This is a genomic window from Streptomyces sp. NPDC053426, from assembly GCF_055585405.1.
Genome location: NZ_JBVJKE010000013.1, coordinates 97905 through 111881 on the forward strand (window position 1 = coordinate 97905; position 13977 = coordinate 111881).

The 13977-nt window shown below is 73.3% G+C and carries 13 protein-coding genes; 10 read left to right on the forward strand and 3 right to left on the reverse strand.

All coding sequences use genetic code 11. The annotated features are described in order from the left end of the window. Positions 1 to 40 precede the first annotated feature (40 nt). Together ACZ62B_RS25710 and ACZ62B_RS25715 are read left to right on the forward strand one after the other, a co-directional pair. On the forward strand, positions 41 to 553 hold the full coding sequence (locus ACZ62B_RS25710; RefSeq protein WP_469692227.1) for a sigma-70 family RNA polymerase sigma factor: 513 nt from the start codon (positions 41 to 43) through the stop codon (positions 551 to 553). A 57-nt stretch (positions 554 to 610) separates the two neighbouring features. After that, complete coding sequence (locus ACZ62B_RS25715; protein ID WP_344560722.1) at positions 611 to 1108, forward strand: GNAT family N-acetyltransferase; 498 nt, start codon at positions 611 to 613, stop codon at positions 1106 to 1108. Here the strand turns inward: ACZ62B_RS25715 and ACZ62B_RS25720 are convergent, their stop codons facing one another. From ACZ62B_RS25720 to ACZ62B_RS25730, 3 genes are read right to left on the reverse strand one after another with little or no spacing between them, the layout of a single operon-like run. Continuing rightward, positions 1109 to 1543: a hypothetical protein gene (locus ACZ62B_RS25720; RefSeq protein ID WP_344560579.1), complete on the reverse strand. Its 435-nt coding sequence runs from the start codon at positions 1541 to 1543 to the stop codon at positions 1109 to 1111. 1 nt (position 1544) lies between these two features. Further along, complete coding sequence (locus tag ACZ62B_RS25725; protein ID WP_073933722.1) at positions 1545 to 1904, reverse strand: hypothetical protein; 360 nt, start codon at positions 1902 to 1904, stop codon at positions 1545 to 1547. A 13-nt stretch (positions 1905 to 1917) separates the two neighbouring features. Continuing rightward, positions 1918 to 2274, reverse strand: a complete 357-nt coding sequence (locus ACZ62B_RS25730) for a hypothetical protein (protein ID WP_344560580.1) — start codon at positions 2272 to 2274, stop codon at positions 1918 to 1920. A 63-nt stretch (positions 2275 to 2337) separates the two neighbouring features. Between ACZ62B_RS25730 and ACZ62B_RS25735 the strand changes: the two genes are divergently transcribed. From ACZ62B_RS25735 to cobA, 8 genes are all read left to right on the forward strand, one after another. Then, complete coding sequence (locus tag ACZ62B_RS25735) at positions 2338 to 2988, forward strand: HAD family hydrolase (protein WP_344560581.1); 651 nt, start codon at positions 2338 to 2340, stop codon at positions 2986 to 2988. 397 nt (positions 2989 to 3385) lie between these two features. Beyond that, complete coding sequence (locus ACZ62B_RS25740; RefSeq protein WP_344560582.1) at positions 3386 to 4423, forward strand: methionine ABC transporter ATP-binding protein; 1038 nt, start codon at positions 3386 to 3388, stop codon at positions 4421 to 4423. Further along, entirely contained in the window at positions 4420 to 5157 is a 738-nt protein-coding gene (locus ACZ62B_RS25745; protein ID WP_469692229.1) for a methionine ABC transporter permease, read from the forward strand. The genes ACZ62B_RS25740 and ACZ62B_RS25745 overlap by 4 nt, the downstream gene beginning before the upstream one ends. Positions 5158 to 5278: 121 nt before the next feature. After that, a complete protein-coding gene (locus ACZ62B_RS25750) occupies positions 5279 to 6106 on the forward strand; it encodes a MetQ/NlpA family ABC transporter substrate-binding protein (protein ID WP_468720394.1) in 828 nt (275 codons plus the stop codon). Between the two features lie 131 nt (positions 6107 to 6237). Beyond that, positions 6238 to 6876, forward strand: a complete 639-nt coding sequence (locus ACZ62B_RS25755) for a GNAT family N-acetyltransferase (protein ID WP_344560585.1) — start codon at positions 6238 to 6240, stop codon at positions 6874 to 6876. 116 nt (positions 6877 to 6992) lie between these two features. Further along, positions 6993 to 8204: a precorrin-6y C5,15-methyltransferase (decarboxylating) subunit CbiE gene (gene cbiE, locus ACZ62B_RS25760; RefSeq protein ID WP_344560586.1), complete on the forward strand. Its 1212-nt coding sequence runs from the start codon at positions 6993 to 6995 to the stop codon at positions 8202 to 8204. 369 nt (positions 8205 to 8573) lie between these two features. Continuing rightward, positions 8574 to 12512, forward strand: coding sequence for a nicotinate-nucleotide--dimethylbenzimidazole phosphoribosyltransferase (cobT, locus tag ACZ62B_RS25765; protein WP_469692231.1), 3939 nt, complete (start codon positions 8574 to 8576; stop codon positions 12510 to 12512). Between the two features lie 231 nt (positions 12513 to 12743). Continuing rightward, entirely contained in the window at positions 12744 to 13976 is a 1233-nt protein-coding gene (gene cobA / locus ACZ62B_RS25770; RefSeq protein ID WP_344560588.1) for a uroporphyrinogen-III C-methyltransferase, read from the forward strand. Position 13977 lies beyond the last annotated feature (1 nt).

Below are 13977 nucleotides of genomic sequence, written 5' to 3' on the forward strand. Positions count from 1 at the left end.
TCCGGGCAACCCTGTCCGGAGCGGCCGAGTCGTTGCGCGTATGACACACGAGTCGGTCACGGCGTACGAGCTGGTCGTCTCCCTGCGTCCGCTGCTCACCGCGGAGGCCGCCGCCGAGGCGCCCGGCTCCGGGGCCGAACCGGGCGACCTGGAACAGGCGGTGTGGCTGCGCCTCCTGGAGCGTCTCGACACCTGCGGCCCGCCGTCCGACCCTCCGGGCTGGCTCCGCCGGGCCGTCCGTACGGAGGTCCGCCGCACCCGCCGCGGCGCCCGCCGGGAGACGGCGCTGACCGGCGACCCCGCCGACACCGGCCACCACGGCCCCGAGGGTCTCGCACTCGCCGCCGCCCGCCGCCGTGCCCTGCGGGACGCCGTACGGCGGCTGCCCGGCCGCTGCCCGGAGCTGATGGAGGCGCTGCTGTCCCCGCGCGACCCGACATACCGGGAGATCGCGGGGGAGTTGGGTATCTCACAGGGCAGTCTCGGCCCGGAACGTTCCAGATGCCTGGGATGTCTGCGTCGTTTGCTCACACGGGAGGTTGCGGCGGGCTGAGGACGGGGATAGGAGTGGGGGACGACAGGTGATCAGGTGAGCGGGAGGCATGCGCACATGGGCATGAGCGTGACCATCTCTGCGGCGGCCGGGCAGGACGCGGAGCAGATCTTCAGGTTGCAGTACCTGTGCTTCCAGAGCGAGGCGGCGCTCTACGGCAACTACCGCATCGACCCGCTCGTCCAGACCCTCGACTCGGTGCGCGAGGAGGTCGCCGCCGACTGTGTCTTCGTCGCCCGCCTCGGCGACGAGATCGTCGGCTCGGTGCGCGGCAGGATCACCGAGGAGGGCGCCGCCGCGATCGGCAAGCTCTGCGTCCACCCCCGTCTCCAGGGGCACGGCATCGGTGCGCGTCTCCTCCGGGCCGCGGAGTCCGCCCTGGCCGACGAGCGCGGCGCCAGGACCTTCCGCCTGCACGCCGGACACCGCAGCGAGAGCAACCTGCGGCTGTACAGCAAGGTCGGCTACCAGCGGGTGGGCACCTCCCAGGGCGCCGACGGCGTACCGATGATCGTCCTGGAGAAGCAGGCGCAGGCCTACGCGACGACCGCCTGATCAGGACGCGGGCCGCTGCTGCTCCGGCCGCGCCCTGCGCAGCCAGTACAGGGCGGTGAGGGGCAGCAGCACCGGGATGAAGAGGTAGCCCATCCCGTAGTCCGACCACACGGTGGCGTCGGAGAACGCGGACGGTTCCACCAGCGTCCAGGTCCCCACGGTCAGTACGCCCACGAGCTCGGCGGCGCAGCACACCAGCGCCGCCCTGCGGGCCGTCTCCCCGCCGCGCACCAGGGTGTAGGTGATGAAGCCGTAGACCACGCCGGCCGCCGCCGACAGCGCGTAGGCGAGCGGCGCCCGGTCGAACTCGGTGGCGATCTGGTACGCGGAGCGCGACACCGCGCCGACGACCATCACCCCGTACAGCCACACCAGCAGCAGTCCGGGACCGCCGATCAGCCGCGTCCTGGCCGGCTTCTCCTGCGTCGCGGCCATCTCAGCCTCCCCAGATGTCATAGAGCCGCACCTCGAGCACGGCCAGCACGACACCGCTCGCGGCGACCGTCAGCGAACCCCAGCGGGAGCGCTCGCCCAGCGACATGAAGCCGGCCGCCGGGACGCACGCGAACGCGCCGAGCAGATACGCCACGAAGATCGTCGTGCCCTGCTCCGGCTTCTCGCCCCGGGCCAGTTGCACGATCCCGACGACCAGCTGCGCCAGCGCCAGCAGCGTGACCACGGCCATCCCGATGAAGTGCCAGTCCTTCGTCGGCTGGTCACGGTAGGCGGCCCAGCCGCACCAGGCGCCGAGCAGCAACGCGGCGACACCGGTCACCACCGTCAGGACATCAAGCATGGCAGTGACCCTATTACGCCGGAAAACCCCCGGTGTCCTCGCCCCCGGGAGCGCCGGGCCCGGCCCCCTCCGCGGCCGGTCCGGCGGCGACCGCCCACCCGCGGATCCGCGCGTGCGCGCCCGCTTCGGACGCCGGTTCCGGCGTGTGCACCGGGCCCGGGGCGGTCTCGATCAGATGGGCCGTCGTCCAGGCGAGCCCGTGGCAGTCGTCCGGCCCGAAGCAGCCGGCCAGGGCCTGCGCCTCGGCGAGGCTCAGCGGGCGTGCCATCGCCTCGAGCTGCCGTGCCCTGCGGTCGGTCTCCTCTTCCTCCCCGGTCTCCTCGTCGGGCAGCGGTCCGTCCGCCACGAAGGCGCTCACCTCGGGTCTCATGCCGTGATGGTCGCCACGGCCGGGGAATCCGGCAAGGTCCGGCGGGCCCGTAAGGTCGATGGCATGACCATCCATGCGCAGGCCCTGCTGTTCGACAACGACGGAACCCTCGTCTCCTCCCTCGCCTCCGTGAACCGCTGCTGGACTCGGTGGGCCGTCGAGTACGGGATCACGGCCGAGGAGTTCGGGCGCGTCGAGCTGCACGGGCGGCCGGCCGCGGAGATAGCCGCCGATCTGCTGCCCGCCCATGTCGTGCCGGAGGCCGTCGCGCGGATCGAGGACCTGGAGGTCGAGGACGTACCCAACGGCGGTGTGGAACTGCTGCCGGGAACCAGGGACTTCCTCGCCGCGCTGCCCGCCGAGCGCTGGGCCGTCGTCACCTCCGCCACCCGGCGCCTGGCCGAGGCCCGCCTGGAGGCCGTCGGCATCCTGCCCAAGACCCTGGTCGCCGCCGACGACATCACCCGCGGCAAGCCCGACCCCGAGCCCTACCTCCTCGCCGCCCGCACCCTCGGCGTCGACCCCGCGCACTGCGTCGTCTTCGAGGACGCCCCCGCCGGACTCCAGGCCGGCCGCGCCGCCGGCATGACCACCGTGGCCTTGGCCACAACCCACCGGGCCCACGAGCTGACCGCCGACCTCGTCGTCGAGGACCTCTCGGCCCTGTCCGCACTGGTCACGGACGGGGGAGTGGAGATCTCCGTACGTCCCTGACGTGCGCGCACCACTGTCCACGGCTGTCCAGAATACGGACAGCCGTGTCCGGTCAGGAGCAAACGTCTGCTTTACTGATCGCATGACCACGACGAGCGACCGCATCCCCGCGACCGAGGCGCCCACGACGCCCGGTGCCCGGTGTATGTGTCGCCGAATGTGCGCCTGACAGAGGGCCCCTGCACCATCTGAGCCTCGCGCCCCGAAGCGAGAGCCCGCTCATGTCCGCCCGCATGCCCCGCATGTGCGACTGAGTCACGCCCCCGCGCGCACGTTTCTCCACGGTCTCCACCGCCACGCCCCACCGAGATCCGTGCCGCCCGGCTGCTTTCGACCCTGAATGCCTCGTGCCCGGCGCCCACGACGCGCCGCGCACTCGACAGTGACGGATACCCACGTGATCACCACCTCGGGCCTCACCAAGGTCTACCGCTCACGCGGCCGCGAGGTCACCGCCCTCGACGGCGTCGACCTGCACGTCCGCGAAGGCGAGGTCTACGGCGTCATCGGCCAGTCCGGCGCCGGCAAGTCCTCCCTCATCCGCTGCGTCAACCTGCTGGAACGCCCCACCTCGGGCACCGTGACCGTGGCCGGCCAGGACCTCACCGCGCTCGCCGGCCGCGGCCCCAGGGCCGGCCGGGAACTGCGGCGGGCGCGCAGCCGTATCGGCATGGTCTTCCAGCACTTCAACCTCCTCTCCTCGCGCACCGTGCAGGACAACGTCGAACTGCCCCTGGAGATCCTCGGGAAGTCGGGGAAGGAACGTTCCCGCAAGGCGCTGGAACTGCTCGACCTGGTCGGCCTCGCCGACAAGGCCAAGGCCTACCCCGCCCAGCTCTCCGGCGGCCAGAAGCAGCGCGTCGGCATCGCCCGCGCCCTCGCCGGCGACCCCAAGGTGCTGCTCTCCGACGAGGCCACCAGCGCCCTCGACCCGGAGACCACCCGCTCGATCCTCCAGCTCCTGCGCGACCTCAACCGGCAGCTCGGCCTCACCGTCCTGCTCATCACCCACGAGATGGACGTCGTGAAGTCGGTCTGCGACTCGGCCGCCCTCATGGAGAACGGCCGCGTCGTCGAGTCCGGCACGGTCACCGACCTCCTCGCCACCCCCGGCTCCGAACTGGCCTCCGCGCTGTTCCCGGTCGGCGGCGAGGCCTCCGGCGACGACCGCACCGTCCTCGACGTCACCTTCCACGGCGAGAGCGCGACCCAGCCGGTCATCTCCCAGCTCTCGCGCACCTACAACATCGACATATCGATCCTCGGCGCCGCCATCGACACCGTCGGCGGCCTCCAGGTCGGCCGGATGCGCATCGAACTGCCCGGCCGTTACGAGGACAACGTCGTCCCCGTCGGCTTCCTGCGCGAACAGGGCCTCCAGATAGACGTCGTGAACCGGGAACAGCCCGCGCTGGTGAAGGAGGGGGCCAAGTGACCTGGTCCGAGATGCAGCCGCTGCTCGAACAGGCGTGTATCGAGACGCTGATCATGGTCGGCTGGTCCACCCTGATCGCCGTCGCCGGCGGCCTTCCGCTCGGCATCCTGCTCGTCCTCACCGACAAGGGCGGACTGCTGCAGAACACCCTGGTGAACAAGGTCATCGGGCAGATCGTGAACATCGGCCGCTCGATGCCGTTCATCATCCTCATGGTCGCCCTGACCAGCTTCACCCGCTGGATCACCGGCACGTCCATCGGCAGCGAGGCCGCGATCGTGCCGCTCGCCGTCAGCGGCATCCCGTTCTTCGCCCGCCTGGTGGAGACGGCCGTGCGCGAAGTGGACCACGGGCTCGTCGAGGCCGTACAGGCCATGGGCGGCAACACCTGGACGATCGTCCGCAAGGTCCTCGTCCCCGAGTCGCTGCCCTCGCTGATCGCCAGCACCACCACCACGGTCATCGCCCTCATCGGATACTCGGCCATGGCCGGCGCCGTGGGCGGCGGCGGGCTCGGCGACTTCGCCGTCCGCTACGGCTACCAGCGCTTCGACAGCGAACTGATGTGGATCACCGTCGCGATCCTCGCCGTGGTCATCTCGGTCATCCAGTTCGCCGGCGACTACGCGGCCCGCGCCCTGCACCGCCGCGGCGGCCGCTCCGGCCCCTCGCCCAGGCTCCGCCTCCTCAAGGCCAAGGAGCCCGCCGCGGCCGACATCGGCAAGGTCGCGTAAGCGCCCCCTCGGACTCCCCGTCACGCCCACCCGTCGCCCGGCCACCACCCCTCAACGACGGCGCTTCGCGCCGGCACCCCTTGATCCAAGGGGCCGCACCACCCAAGGAAAGGCACTTTTCGTGCGTAACACCGCCAAGATCACCACCGCCGTCCTCGCCGCCGGAGCCCTCACCCTCGGGCTCACCGCCTGCGGCTCGGACAAGGACGCCGCCTCCGACACCTCCGGCCCGCTGATCGTCGCCGCGAGCCCCGTGCCGCACGCCGAGATCCTGACCTTCGTCAAGGACAACCTCGCCGAGAAGGCCGGCCTCGACCTCGAGGTCAAGGAGTTCACCGACTACGTCACCCCGAACACGGCGACCGAGGACGGCTCCGTCGGCGCCAACTTCTTCCAGACCCAGCCGTACCTCGACGACTTCAACAAGAAGAACGGCACCCACATCGTGTCCGTCGTCGACGTGCACCTGGAGCCGCTCGGCCTCTACTCCGACAAGGTCGACAAGGCCGACGCGCTGAAGAGCGGCGCCACCATCGCGATCCCCAACGACACCGTCAACGAGGGCCGCGCCCTGCAGCTGCTCGCCGCCAACGGCCTGATCACCCTCAAGGACGGCGTCGGCACCGCGGCGACCCCCGCGGACATCACGAAGAACCCGAAGAACCTCACGTTCAAGGAGCTGGAGGCGGCCCAGACGCCCCGCTCCCTGGCGGACGTCGACGCGGCGGTCGTCAACGGCAACTACGCCATCGAGGCCGACCTCAAGCCCGCCGAGGACGCCCTCGTCCTGGAGGCCGCCGAGGGCAACCCGAACAACAACCTCCTCGCCGTCAAGGAGGGCCAGGAGGACGACCCGCGCGTGAAGAAGCTCGCCGGCCTCCTCACCTCCCCCGAGGTGAAGAAGTTCATCGAGGACAAGTACGCCGGTTCCGTCCTCGCCTCCTTCTGATCCGGTCCCGCGCCACTCACGGGGTCCACTCCGCCGCGAGGGGAGGACCCCGTGGTGCGGTTCGGTGCCTTCATGCTGCATGCTGGGCAGTTCAGCAGCACCCGACGGTCTCTCAGGTTACGGAGCGGCGCATGACGAGCACCTTCCCCAACATCTCCATCAGCACGGAGCGGTTGGTGCTGCGCCCCCTCGACACGGACGACGTCCCCGCCCTCGCCGAGATGCTGAACGACGAGCAGGTCGCCGCCTGGACCGACGTCCCCCGGCCCTTCACCGAACAGGACGCCCGCACCTGGATCACCGGGCACGCCCCCGCCGAACGCGCGGCCGGCAACGGACTCGACCTCGCCGTCACCGAGTTCCTCACCCAGCGCCTGGTCGGCCTCATCCGGCTCACCAAGGCCAACTGGCACGTACGGTCCACCGAGATGTCCTACATCGTCGCCCCCTGGGCGCGCGGCGAGGGCTACGCCTCCGAGGCCGCGCTCGCCACCGCCCAGTGGCTCTTCGGCGACCAGAAGTTCGAACGCGTCGAACTGCGCACCGCCGCCGACAACACCGCCGCGCAGCAGGTCGCCCAGAAGATCGGCTGCATCAGCGAGGGCGTGCTGAGAGGCGCCTGCATAGCCCACGTCCGCACCGAGGGCGGCGGCTGGAGCGACGTACGCACCGACTTCATCGTATGGAGCCTGCTGCCCGAGGACATCGAGGGCGCGGACGGACAACTGGCCGACACCGGCGGATTCACCCCGTACACGGACTGGAACTGACCTTCGCACGCGGCACCGGCGGCGCGGTCCCCGGTCGCACCAGGTAGTCTCACGGAGCCCGCCCCGTGGCGGGACAGCCGACGACGACCTGCGCAGACCCCAGGAGACTGACGACGATGGCCGACCGGGTCACGGTGATCGGCTGGGACGGTTCGCCGCTGACCGCCGCGGCCCGCGCCGCGCTGGGCGCCGCCACACTGGTGGCCGGCGCCGCCCACCATCTGGCACTCCCCGAGGTGCCCCCCGGCGCCGAGCGCGTCCGGCTCGGCTCCGTCGCCCTCGCCGCCCGCCGCATCGCCGCCCACCGCGGCACCGCGGTCGTCCTCGCCGACGGCGACCCCGGCTTCTTCGGCGTCGTACGGACCCTGCGCGCACCCGAGTTCGGCCTGGAGGTCGAGGTCGTCCCCGGCGTCTCCTCCGTCGCCGCCGCCTTCGCCCGCGCCGGAATGCCCTGGGACGACGCCCACGTGGTCGTCGCACACCCGCGCACCCTGCGACGCGCGGTGAATGTATGCCGGGCCCACACCAAGGTGGCGGTCCTCACCGCGCCCGGTGCCGGACCCGCCGAACTGGGCCTGCTCATGGAGGGCGTCCACCGCACCTTCGTGATCTGCGAGGAACTCGGCACCGAGCGCGAGCGGGTCAGCGTGGTCACCTCCGACAAGGCCGCCGACCACACCTGGCGCGACCCCAATGTCGTCATCGTCGTCGGCGGCCGGGCCGGTGCGGGTGAGTCCGGCGGCTGGCTCGCCGGACGCGATCCCTCCGCCGGCCCGCGCGGCTGGTCGCTGCCGGCCGAGGAGTACGGCGGCGACCTCGGCGAGGGCGAGCGGGAACCGCTGCGCGTCTCCCAACTCGCCCGGCTCGGACCGCGCACCGGCGACCTCGTCTGGGACATCGGCTGCGGAAGCGGCGCCTTCGCCACCGAGGCCGCCCGCGCGGGCGCCGCCGTCATCGCCGTCGACAGCGACCCGCGCGCCTGCACCCGCACCGAGTCCGCCGCCCGCCGCTACGGGGTCCAGCTCCAGATCGTCCACGGCACCGCCCCGCACGTCCTGGAGAACCTCCCCGAGCCGGACGTCGTCCGGGTCGGCGGCGGGGGAGCCGCCGTCGTCTCCGCGGTCGCCGACCGCCGTCCGCAGCGCATCGTCACGCACGCCGCCACCCGCGACGGGGCCGAACTCATCGGCCGGAACCTCGCGGAACACGGCTACCAGGTGGAGTGCGCCCTGCTGCAGTCCGTCGAACTCGACACCAGGGCCTGGACGGAGAAGGAGCGGAGCGTCGCGTTCCTGCTCAGCGGGGTGCTGCCCGCGCGCGGCGACTGATCCGACCACCGTCCCCGTGATCGGATTGTCCGACCACGCGGGGTAGGCTGGCCGATCGTTGTACCGCATCCGGACACCCGGCGCTTCGCCGGTCAATGTCCGGAAAACGCGCCCGTTTTGGGGTGGGTCGTGGTACGGCAGGAACCGGAGGACGCGCAACGTGGCGCAGTCCACAGCGGAACCGTCGCCGATCAAGCTGACGCGACGGCCGTACGGCCGCGAGAATGACGGTGAAGGGCTTTGTCGCCTTTTTCGGATGCGCCGTTCGTGCCGCTGGGGACGCACGCTCGTTCTTCAGTGTGGGGCGGTCGGTGCGCCGTTCCGGGTGAGCTGGTCGTAGGAGCACTAACCGATGGGCGAGGGGTACGCATGACCGACACCGGCCAGGTCCCGGGCGAGGGACTGCCGGAGAACGCAGGCATGGTGGAGCAGCCGGGCGTCGCCGCGCCCGACGCGTACACCTACCTCTCCGACGGTCCCGCCGAGGAAGAAGACCTGCTGCTGCCCGGCGCCCAGAGCGCCTGGGGCAACGAGATCGCCCCGCCCGCGCCCGAGCCGGTCGTCGAGACCGTGCACCAGCCGGGCCCGCACGAGACGGCCGGCCGCGACAGCGGCTCGGTCGACCTCGGCGGCGTCCGGCTCCCCGAGCCGCCGCCGGCGCCGCGCCGCCCGCTGCACCTCGGCCCGCCCATTCCCAACATCAACGCCGGCCCGGTGCGCACCCTCGCCGACCGCGGTCCCGCCGACGTGCCGGCCCGCCAGGCCGGCCCGCCGTCCCTCGGCCCCGAGTACCTCGACATTCCGCACGCGCGCGAGGCGGCGGTGCCGCAGGCCGCGGAGCCCTGGGGCGCGCAGCCCACGGCGGGCGCGGGGGCGGTGGCCGCGGAAACGGTTGTTCCGGTTCCGGCTCCGCAGCCGGTGGACGCGGCCCAGGCGGTCGTGACCCGCGTCGCCGCGGAGGCGGGGGCGGTGCAGCAGGACACCGGGGACGCGGTTGCCGCCGCCGCGGTGAGCGCTTCGGCCGAGGACGGGGAACAGGGACCCGTCCCGGTTCCGGCCGCGGATCACGGCCCGTCCGGCACGCCTGCCACCGAGCCCGCGCAGGGGGCCGAGGCACCGCGGCCCGCCGAGGCGGCCCAGGCACCCGTACCCGGGCCCGCCGCCCCGGAACCGGAGGAGGCGCCGGGCACCGAGCCCACGGCACCGGAGCACGCCCTGGCGGCCGAGGCGCCGCAGGCTGCCGTCTCCGGGTACGCCCCGGGGGCGGACGCTTCCTACGGGGCTCAGGTACCGGGTGTCGACCCCGCGGCGACGCAGGCCGGCGAGGCGGTGGCCGCGGAGTCCCCCGTGCCCGTGCGGGACACCCAGGCACCAGGTGCGGTGGCCACCGCACCGGACCACGCCCGGGAGGCCGGGGCACCGCAGGCCGTTCAGCGGCCCGGACCGGAGGCCGCCGCGCAGGGGGCCGAGACGCCGCAGACCGGTCAGGCACCGGTCGCCGTGCCGGACCCCGCCCAGGTCGCCGAGGCGCCGCGGGCTGCCGTCTCCGGGTACGCCCCGGGGGCGGACGCTTCCTACGGGGCTCAGGTACCGGGTGTCGACCCCGCGGCGACGCAGGCCGGCGAGGCGGGGATCGCGGAGGCCGCCGCGCAGGGGGCCGAGGTGCCGCAGGCCGGTCAGGCACCGGTCGCCGTGCCGGACCACGCCCGGGAGGCCGGGGCACCGCAGGCCGTTCAGCAGCCCGGACCGGAGGCCGAGGCGTCTCAGGCTGTTCAGGTGCCGGGTGCCGAGGCTGTCGCGGCGCAGGCCGGTGAGGTGGCTGAGGTTTCTCAGGCTGTTCAGGCGCCGGGTGCCGAGGCCGTCGTGCCGCAGGCCGGTGAGGTGGCTGAGGTTTCTCAGGCTGTTCAGGTGCCGGGTGCCGAGGCTGTCGCGGCGCAGGCCGGTGAGGTGACTGAAGTCCCTCAGGCCGTTCAGGCGCAGGTCGCCGAGGTGGCTGAGGCTGACCAGGCCGTCCAGGTGCCGGGTGCCGACGCTGCCGAGGCTGACCAGGCTGACCAGGCCGTTCCGGTGCCGGGTGCGGAGGCTCTCGTTCCGGATCAGGTCGGGGTTCCCGAAGCCTCCCCGGACGTTCCCGCGCCGGGCGCCGACACCGCCGTACTCCCCGCCGCGGAAGCGGAGGACACCGCTGCGGCACCCGCTTCCGCGGCGGCGGGCGACGAAGCCCCCGCGGAGGCCCCCACGCCCGAGGTCCCGGCCGCCGCCGGCCCCGAGGCGCCCCACGCTGCCGACGCCACCCCCGTGACCGACACGGGCGCGGTCCAGGGCCCCCAGCGGACCCCCACCACCCCCCTGACCGGCACCGTCCCCCCGGAGCCCGAGCCGGACCGGCCCGTGGGCGAGTTCGTCCCCGTGGACGGCACCGTGCCCACCACCCCGCACCTCGCGCCGACCCCGCCCCAGGGCGTGGCCGTCCCCGCCGGGGAACCCCGCGAAGCGGACGCCGAACCCGCGCAGAACCCGGACGACCTCGACACCCAGGGCGCCGGCGTGGACGCGGAAGCCGTACGGTCCACCGGTCCGGCCGCACCCGGCTACGACGACGCCGAGCGCGAGGCCGTACTGAAGGTCATGCGCGAACGCCGGGACATCCGCAACGGCTTCCGCAGCGACCCCATCCCGCACGAGGTGCTGCTCCGCGTCCTGGAGGCCGCCCACACCGCGCCCTCCGTCGGCCACTCGCAGCCCTGGGACTTCGTCGTCATCCGCTCCGCCGACACCCGGCGCAGCATGCACGAACTGGCCACGCGCCAGCGCGACGCCTACGCCAAGTCCCTTCCCAAGGGCCGGGCGAAGCAGTTCAAGGAACTGAAGATCGAGGCCATCCTCGACACGCCCGTGAACATCGTCGTCACCGCCGACCCGACCCGTGGCGGCCGGCACACCCTCGGCCGCCACACCCAGCCCCAGATGGCGCCGTACTCCTCCGCGCTCGCCGTCGAGAACCTCTGGCTCGCCGCCCGCGCCGAGGGCCTCGGCGTCGGCTGGGTCAGCTTCTTCGACGAGCGCGAGATGGTCCGCGCGCTGGGGCTCCCCGAGCACCTCGAGGTCGTCGCCTACCTGTGCGTGGGCTACGTCGACGAGTTCCCGGACGAGCCCGAGCTGATGCAGGCGGGCTGGTCCAAGCGCCGCCCGCTGTCCTGGGTCGTGCACGAGGAGACGTACGGCCGTCGCGCCCTGCCCGGAGAGGACCCCCACGACCTGCTCGCCGAGACCGTCGCACAGATCCGCCCGCTGGACGCCAAGGCGCTCGGCGAGGCGTGGGAGCGCCAGAAGCGCATGACCAAGCCGGCCGGGGCGCTCGGCATGCTGGAGATCATCTCCGCCCAGCTCTCCGGCCTGTCCCGCCAGTGCCCGCCGCCCATCCCGGAGCCCGCGGCCGTCGCGATCTTCGCCGGCGACCACGGGGTGCACGCCCAGGGCGTCACCCCCTGGCCGCAGGAGGTCACCGCCCAGATGGTGGCCAACTTCCTCGGCGGGGGAGCGGTCTGCAACGCCTTCGCCGCCCAGGTCGGCGCGGAGGTCTGCGTCGTCGACGTGGGCGTCTCCTCCGACCTCCCGGCCACCCCCGGTCTGCTGCCGCGCAAGATCCGCGCCGGTACGTCCGACATGACCACCGGGCCCGCGATGACCCGCGAGGAGGCCAAGAAGGCCATCGAGGTCGGCATCGAGACCGCCCGCGACCTGGTCGCGGCCGGCAACAAGGCCCTCCTCACCGGCGAGATGGGCATCGCGAACACCACCGCGTCCGCCGCCCTCATCTCCGTCTTCACCGGCGCCGACCCGGCGGAGGTCACCGGCCGCGGCACCGGCATCAACGACGAGACCCTCGCCCGCAAGACCGAGGTCGTCCGCCGCGCCCTGGAACTCCACCAGCCGGACCCGGCCGACCCCATCGGCGTCCTCGCCGCCGTCGGCGGCTTCGAGCACGCCGCCATGGTCGGCCTGCTCCTCGGCGGCGCGTCGCTGCGTACGCCGGTGATCCTGGACGGCGTCAGCGCCGGTGCCGCCGCCCTGGTGGCACGGGCCATCGCCCCCGAGGTCCTGGCCGCCTGCATCGCGGGCCACCGCAGCGCCGAGCCCGGCCACGTCGCCGCCCTCAACAAACTGGGCCTGCGCCCCCTGGTCGACCTCGACCTCCGCCTCGGCGAAGGCACGGGCGCCCTCCTGGCCCTCCCCCTGGTCCAGAGCACGGCCCGCGCCATGCACGAGGTGGCGACGTTCGATTCGGCAGGGGTGACCGAGAAGTAGGCCGGTCGGCTGTGGGCATCCGTTCCGCAGGGCGGAACGGATGCCCACAGCCACCCACCCGCACGTGCGGGGGCCGGGGGCGGCGCCCCCGGTTCCGGGAAGGGGTGGGCTGGGGAAATCGCCCCGCCCACCCCGGCCCCACCGGACGCGCGCATAAAATCCCCACGTCAGGCTCGCTCCAAAGCCGCAGCGTGCCCGCTGACCCACCGCATGTCCGAGGAGCCTCACCTGATGGCCGAACACCCCGCCTACCCCGTAGGCCTCCGCCTCACCGGCCGCCGCGTGGTCGTCCTCGGCGGCGGCCAGGTCGCCCAACGCCGCCTCCCCGCCCTGATCGCCGCCGGCGCCGACATCCACCTCGTGTCCCCCGAGGCCACCCCCTCCGTGGAGGCCATGGCGGACGCCGGCGAGATCACCTGGCACCGCCGCCCCTACGCCGAGGGCGACCTCGCGCAGGCCTGGTACGCCCTCATCGCCACCAGCGACACCGACGCGAACACCCGCGCCTCCGCCGAGGCGGAAGCACACCGCGTCTGGTGCGTCCGCTCGGACGACGCCGACGCGGCCACGGCGTGGACCCCGGCCACCGGCTCCAGCGAGGGCGTCACCGTGGCCGTCCTCACGACGAAGGCACGCGGTCGCGACCCCCGCCACACCGCCGCCATCCGCGACGCCGTGGTCGAGGGCCTGCGCGACGGCACCCTCGTCGCCCCGCACCACCGCACCCGCACCCCGGGCGTCGCCCTCGTCGGCGGCGGCCCCGGCGACCCGGACCTGATCACCGTGCGCGGCCGCCGCCTGCTCGCCGAGGCCGACGTCGTCATCGCCGACCGGCTCGGCCCCCGCGACCTGCTCGCCGAACTCCCGCCGCACGTCGAGGTGATCGACGCGGCGAAGATCCCCTACGGCCGTTTCATGGCCCAGGAGGCCATCAACAACGCGCTGATCGAGCACGCGAGGCAGGGCAAGTCCGTGGTCCGGCTCAAGGGCGGCGACCCGTACGTCTTCGGCCGTGGCATGGAGGAGCTCCAGGCGCTCGCCGAAGCGGGCATCCCCTGCACCGTCGTCCCCGGCATCTCCAGCTCCATCTCGGTCCCGGGCGCGGCCGGCATCCCCGTCACCCACCGGGGCGTGGCCCACGAGTTCACCGTGGTCAGCGGCCATGTCGCCCCCGACGACGAACGCTCCCTGGTCGACTGGCCGTCCCTGGCGAAGCTGACCGGCACCCTCGTCGTCCTCATGGGCGTCGACAAGATCGGCCGGATCGCCGAGACCCTGGTGGCGCACGGCAGGTCCCCCGACACCCCGGTCGCCCTCGTCCAGGAGGGCACCACGGCCGCCCAGCGCCGGGTCGACGCCACCCTCGCCACGGTCGCCGAGACGGTCGTCGCCCAGGAGGTCAAGCCGCCGGCCGTGATCGTCATCGGCGAGGTCGTCGCCGTGGGCCCGCGCGGGACGGCGTGAC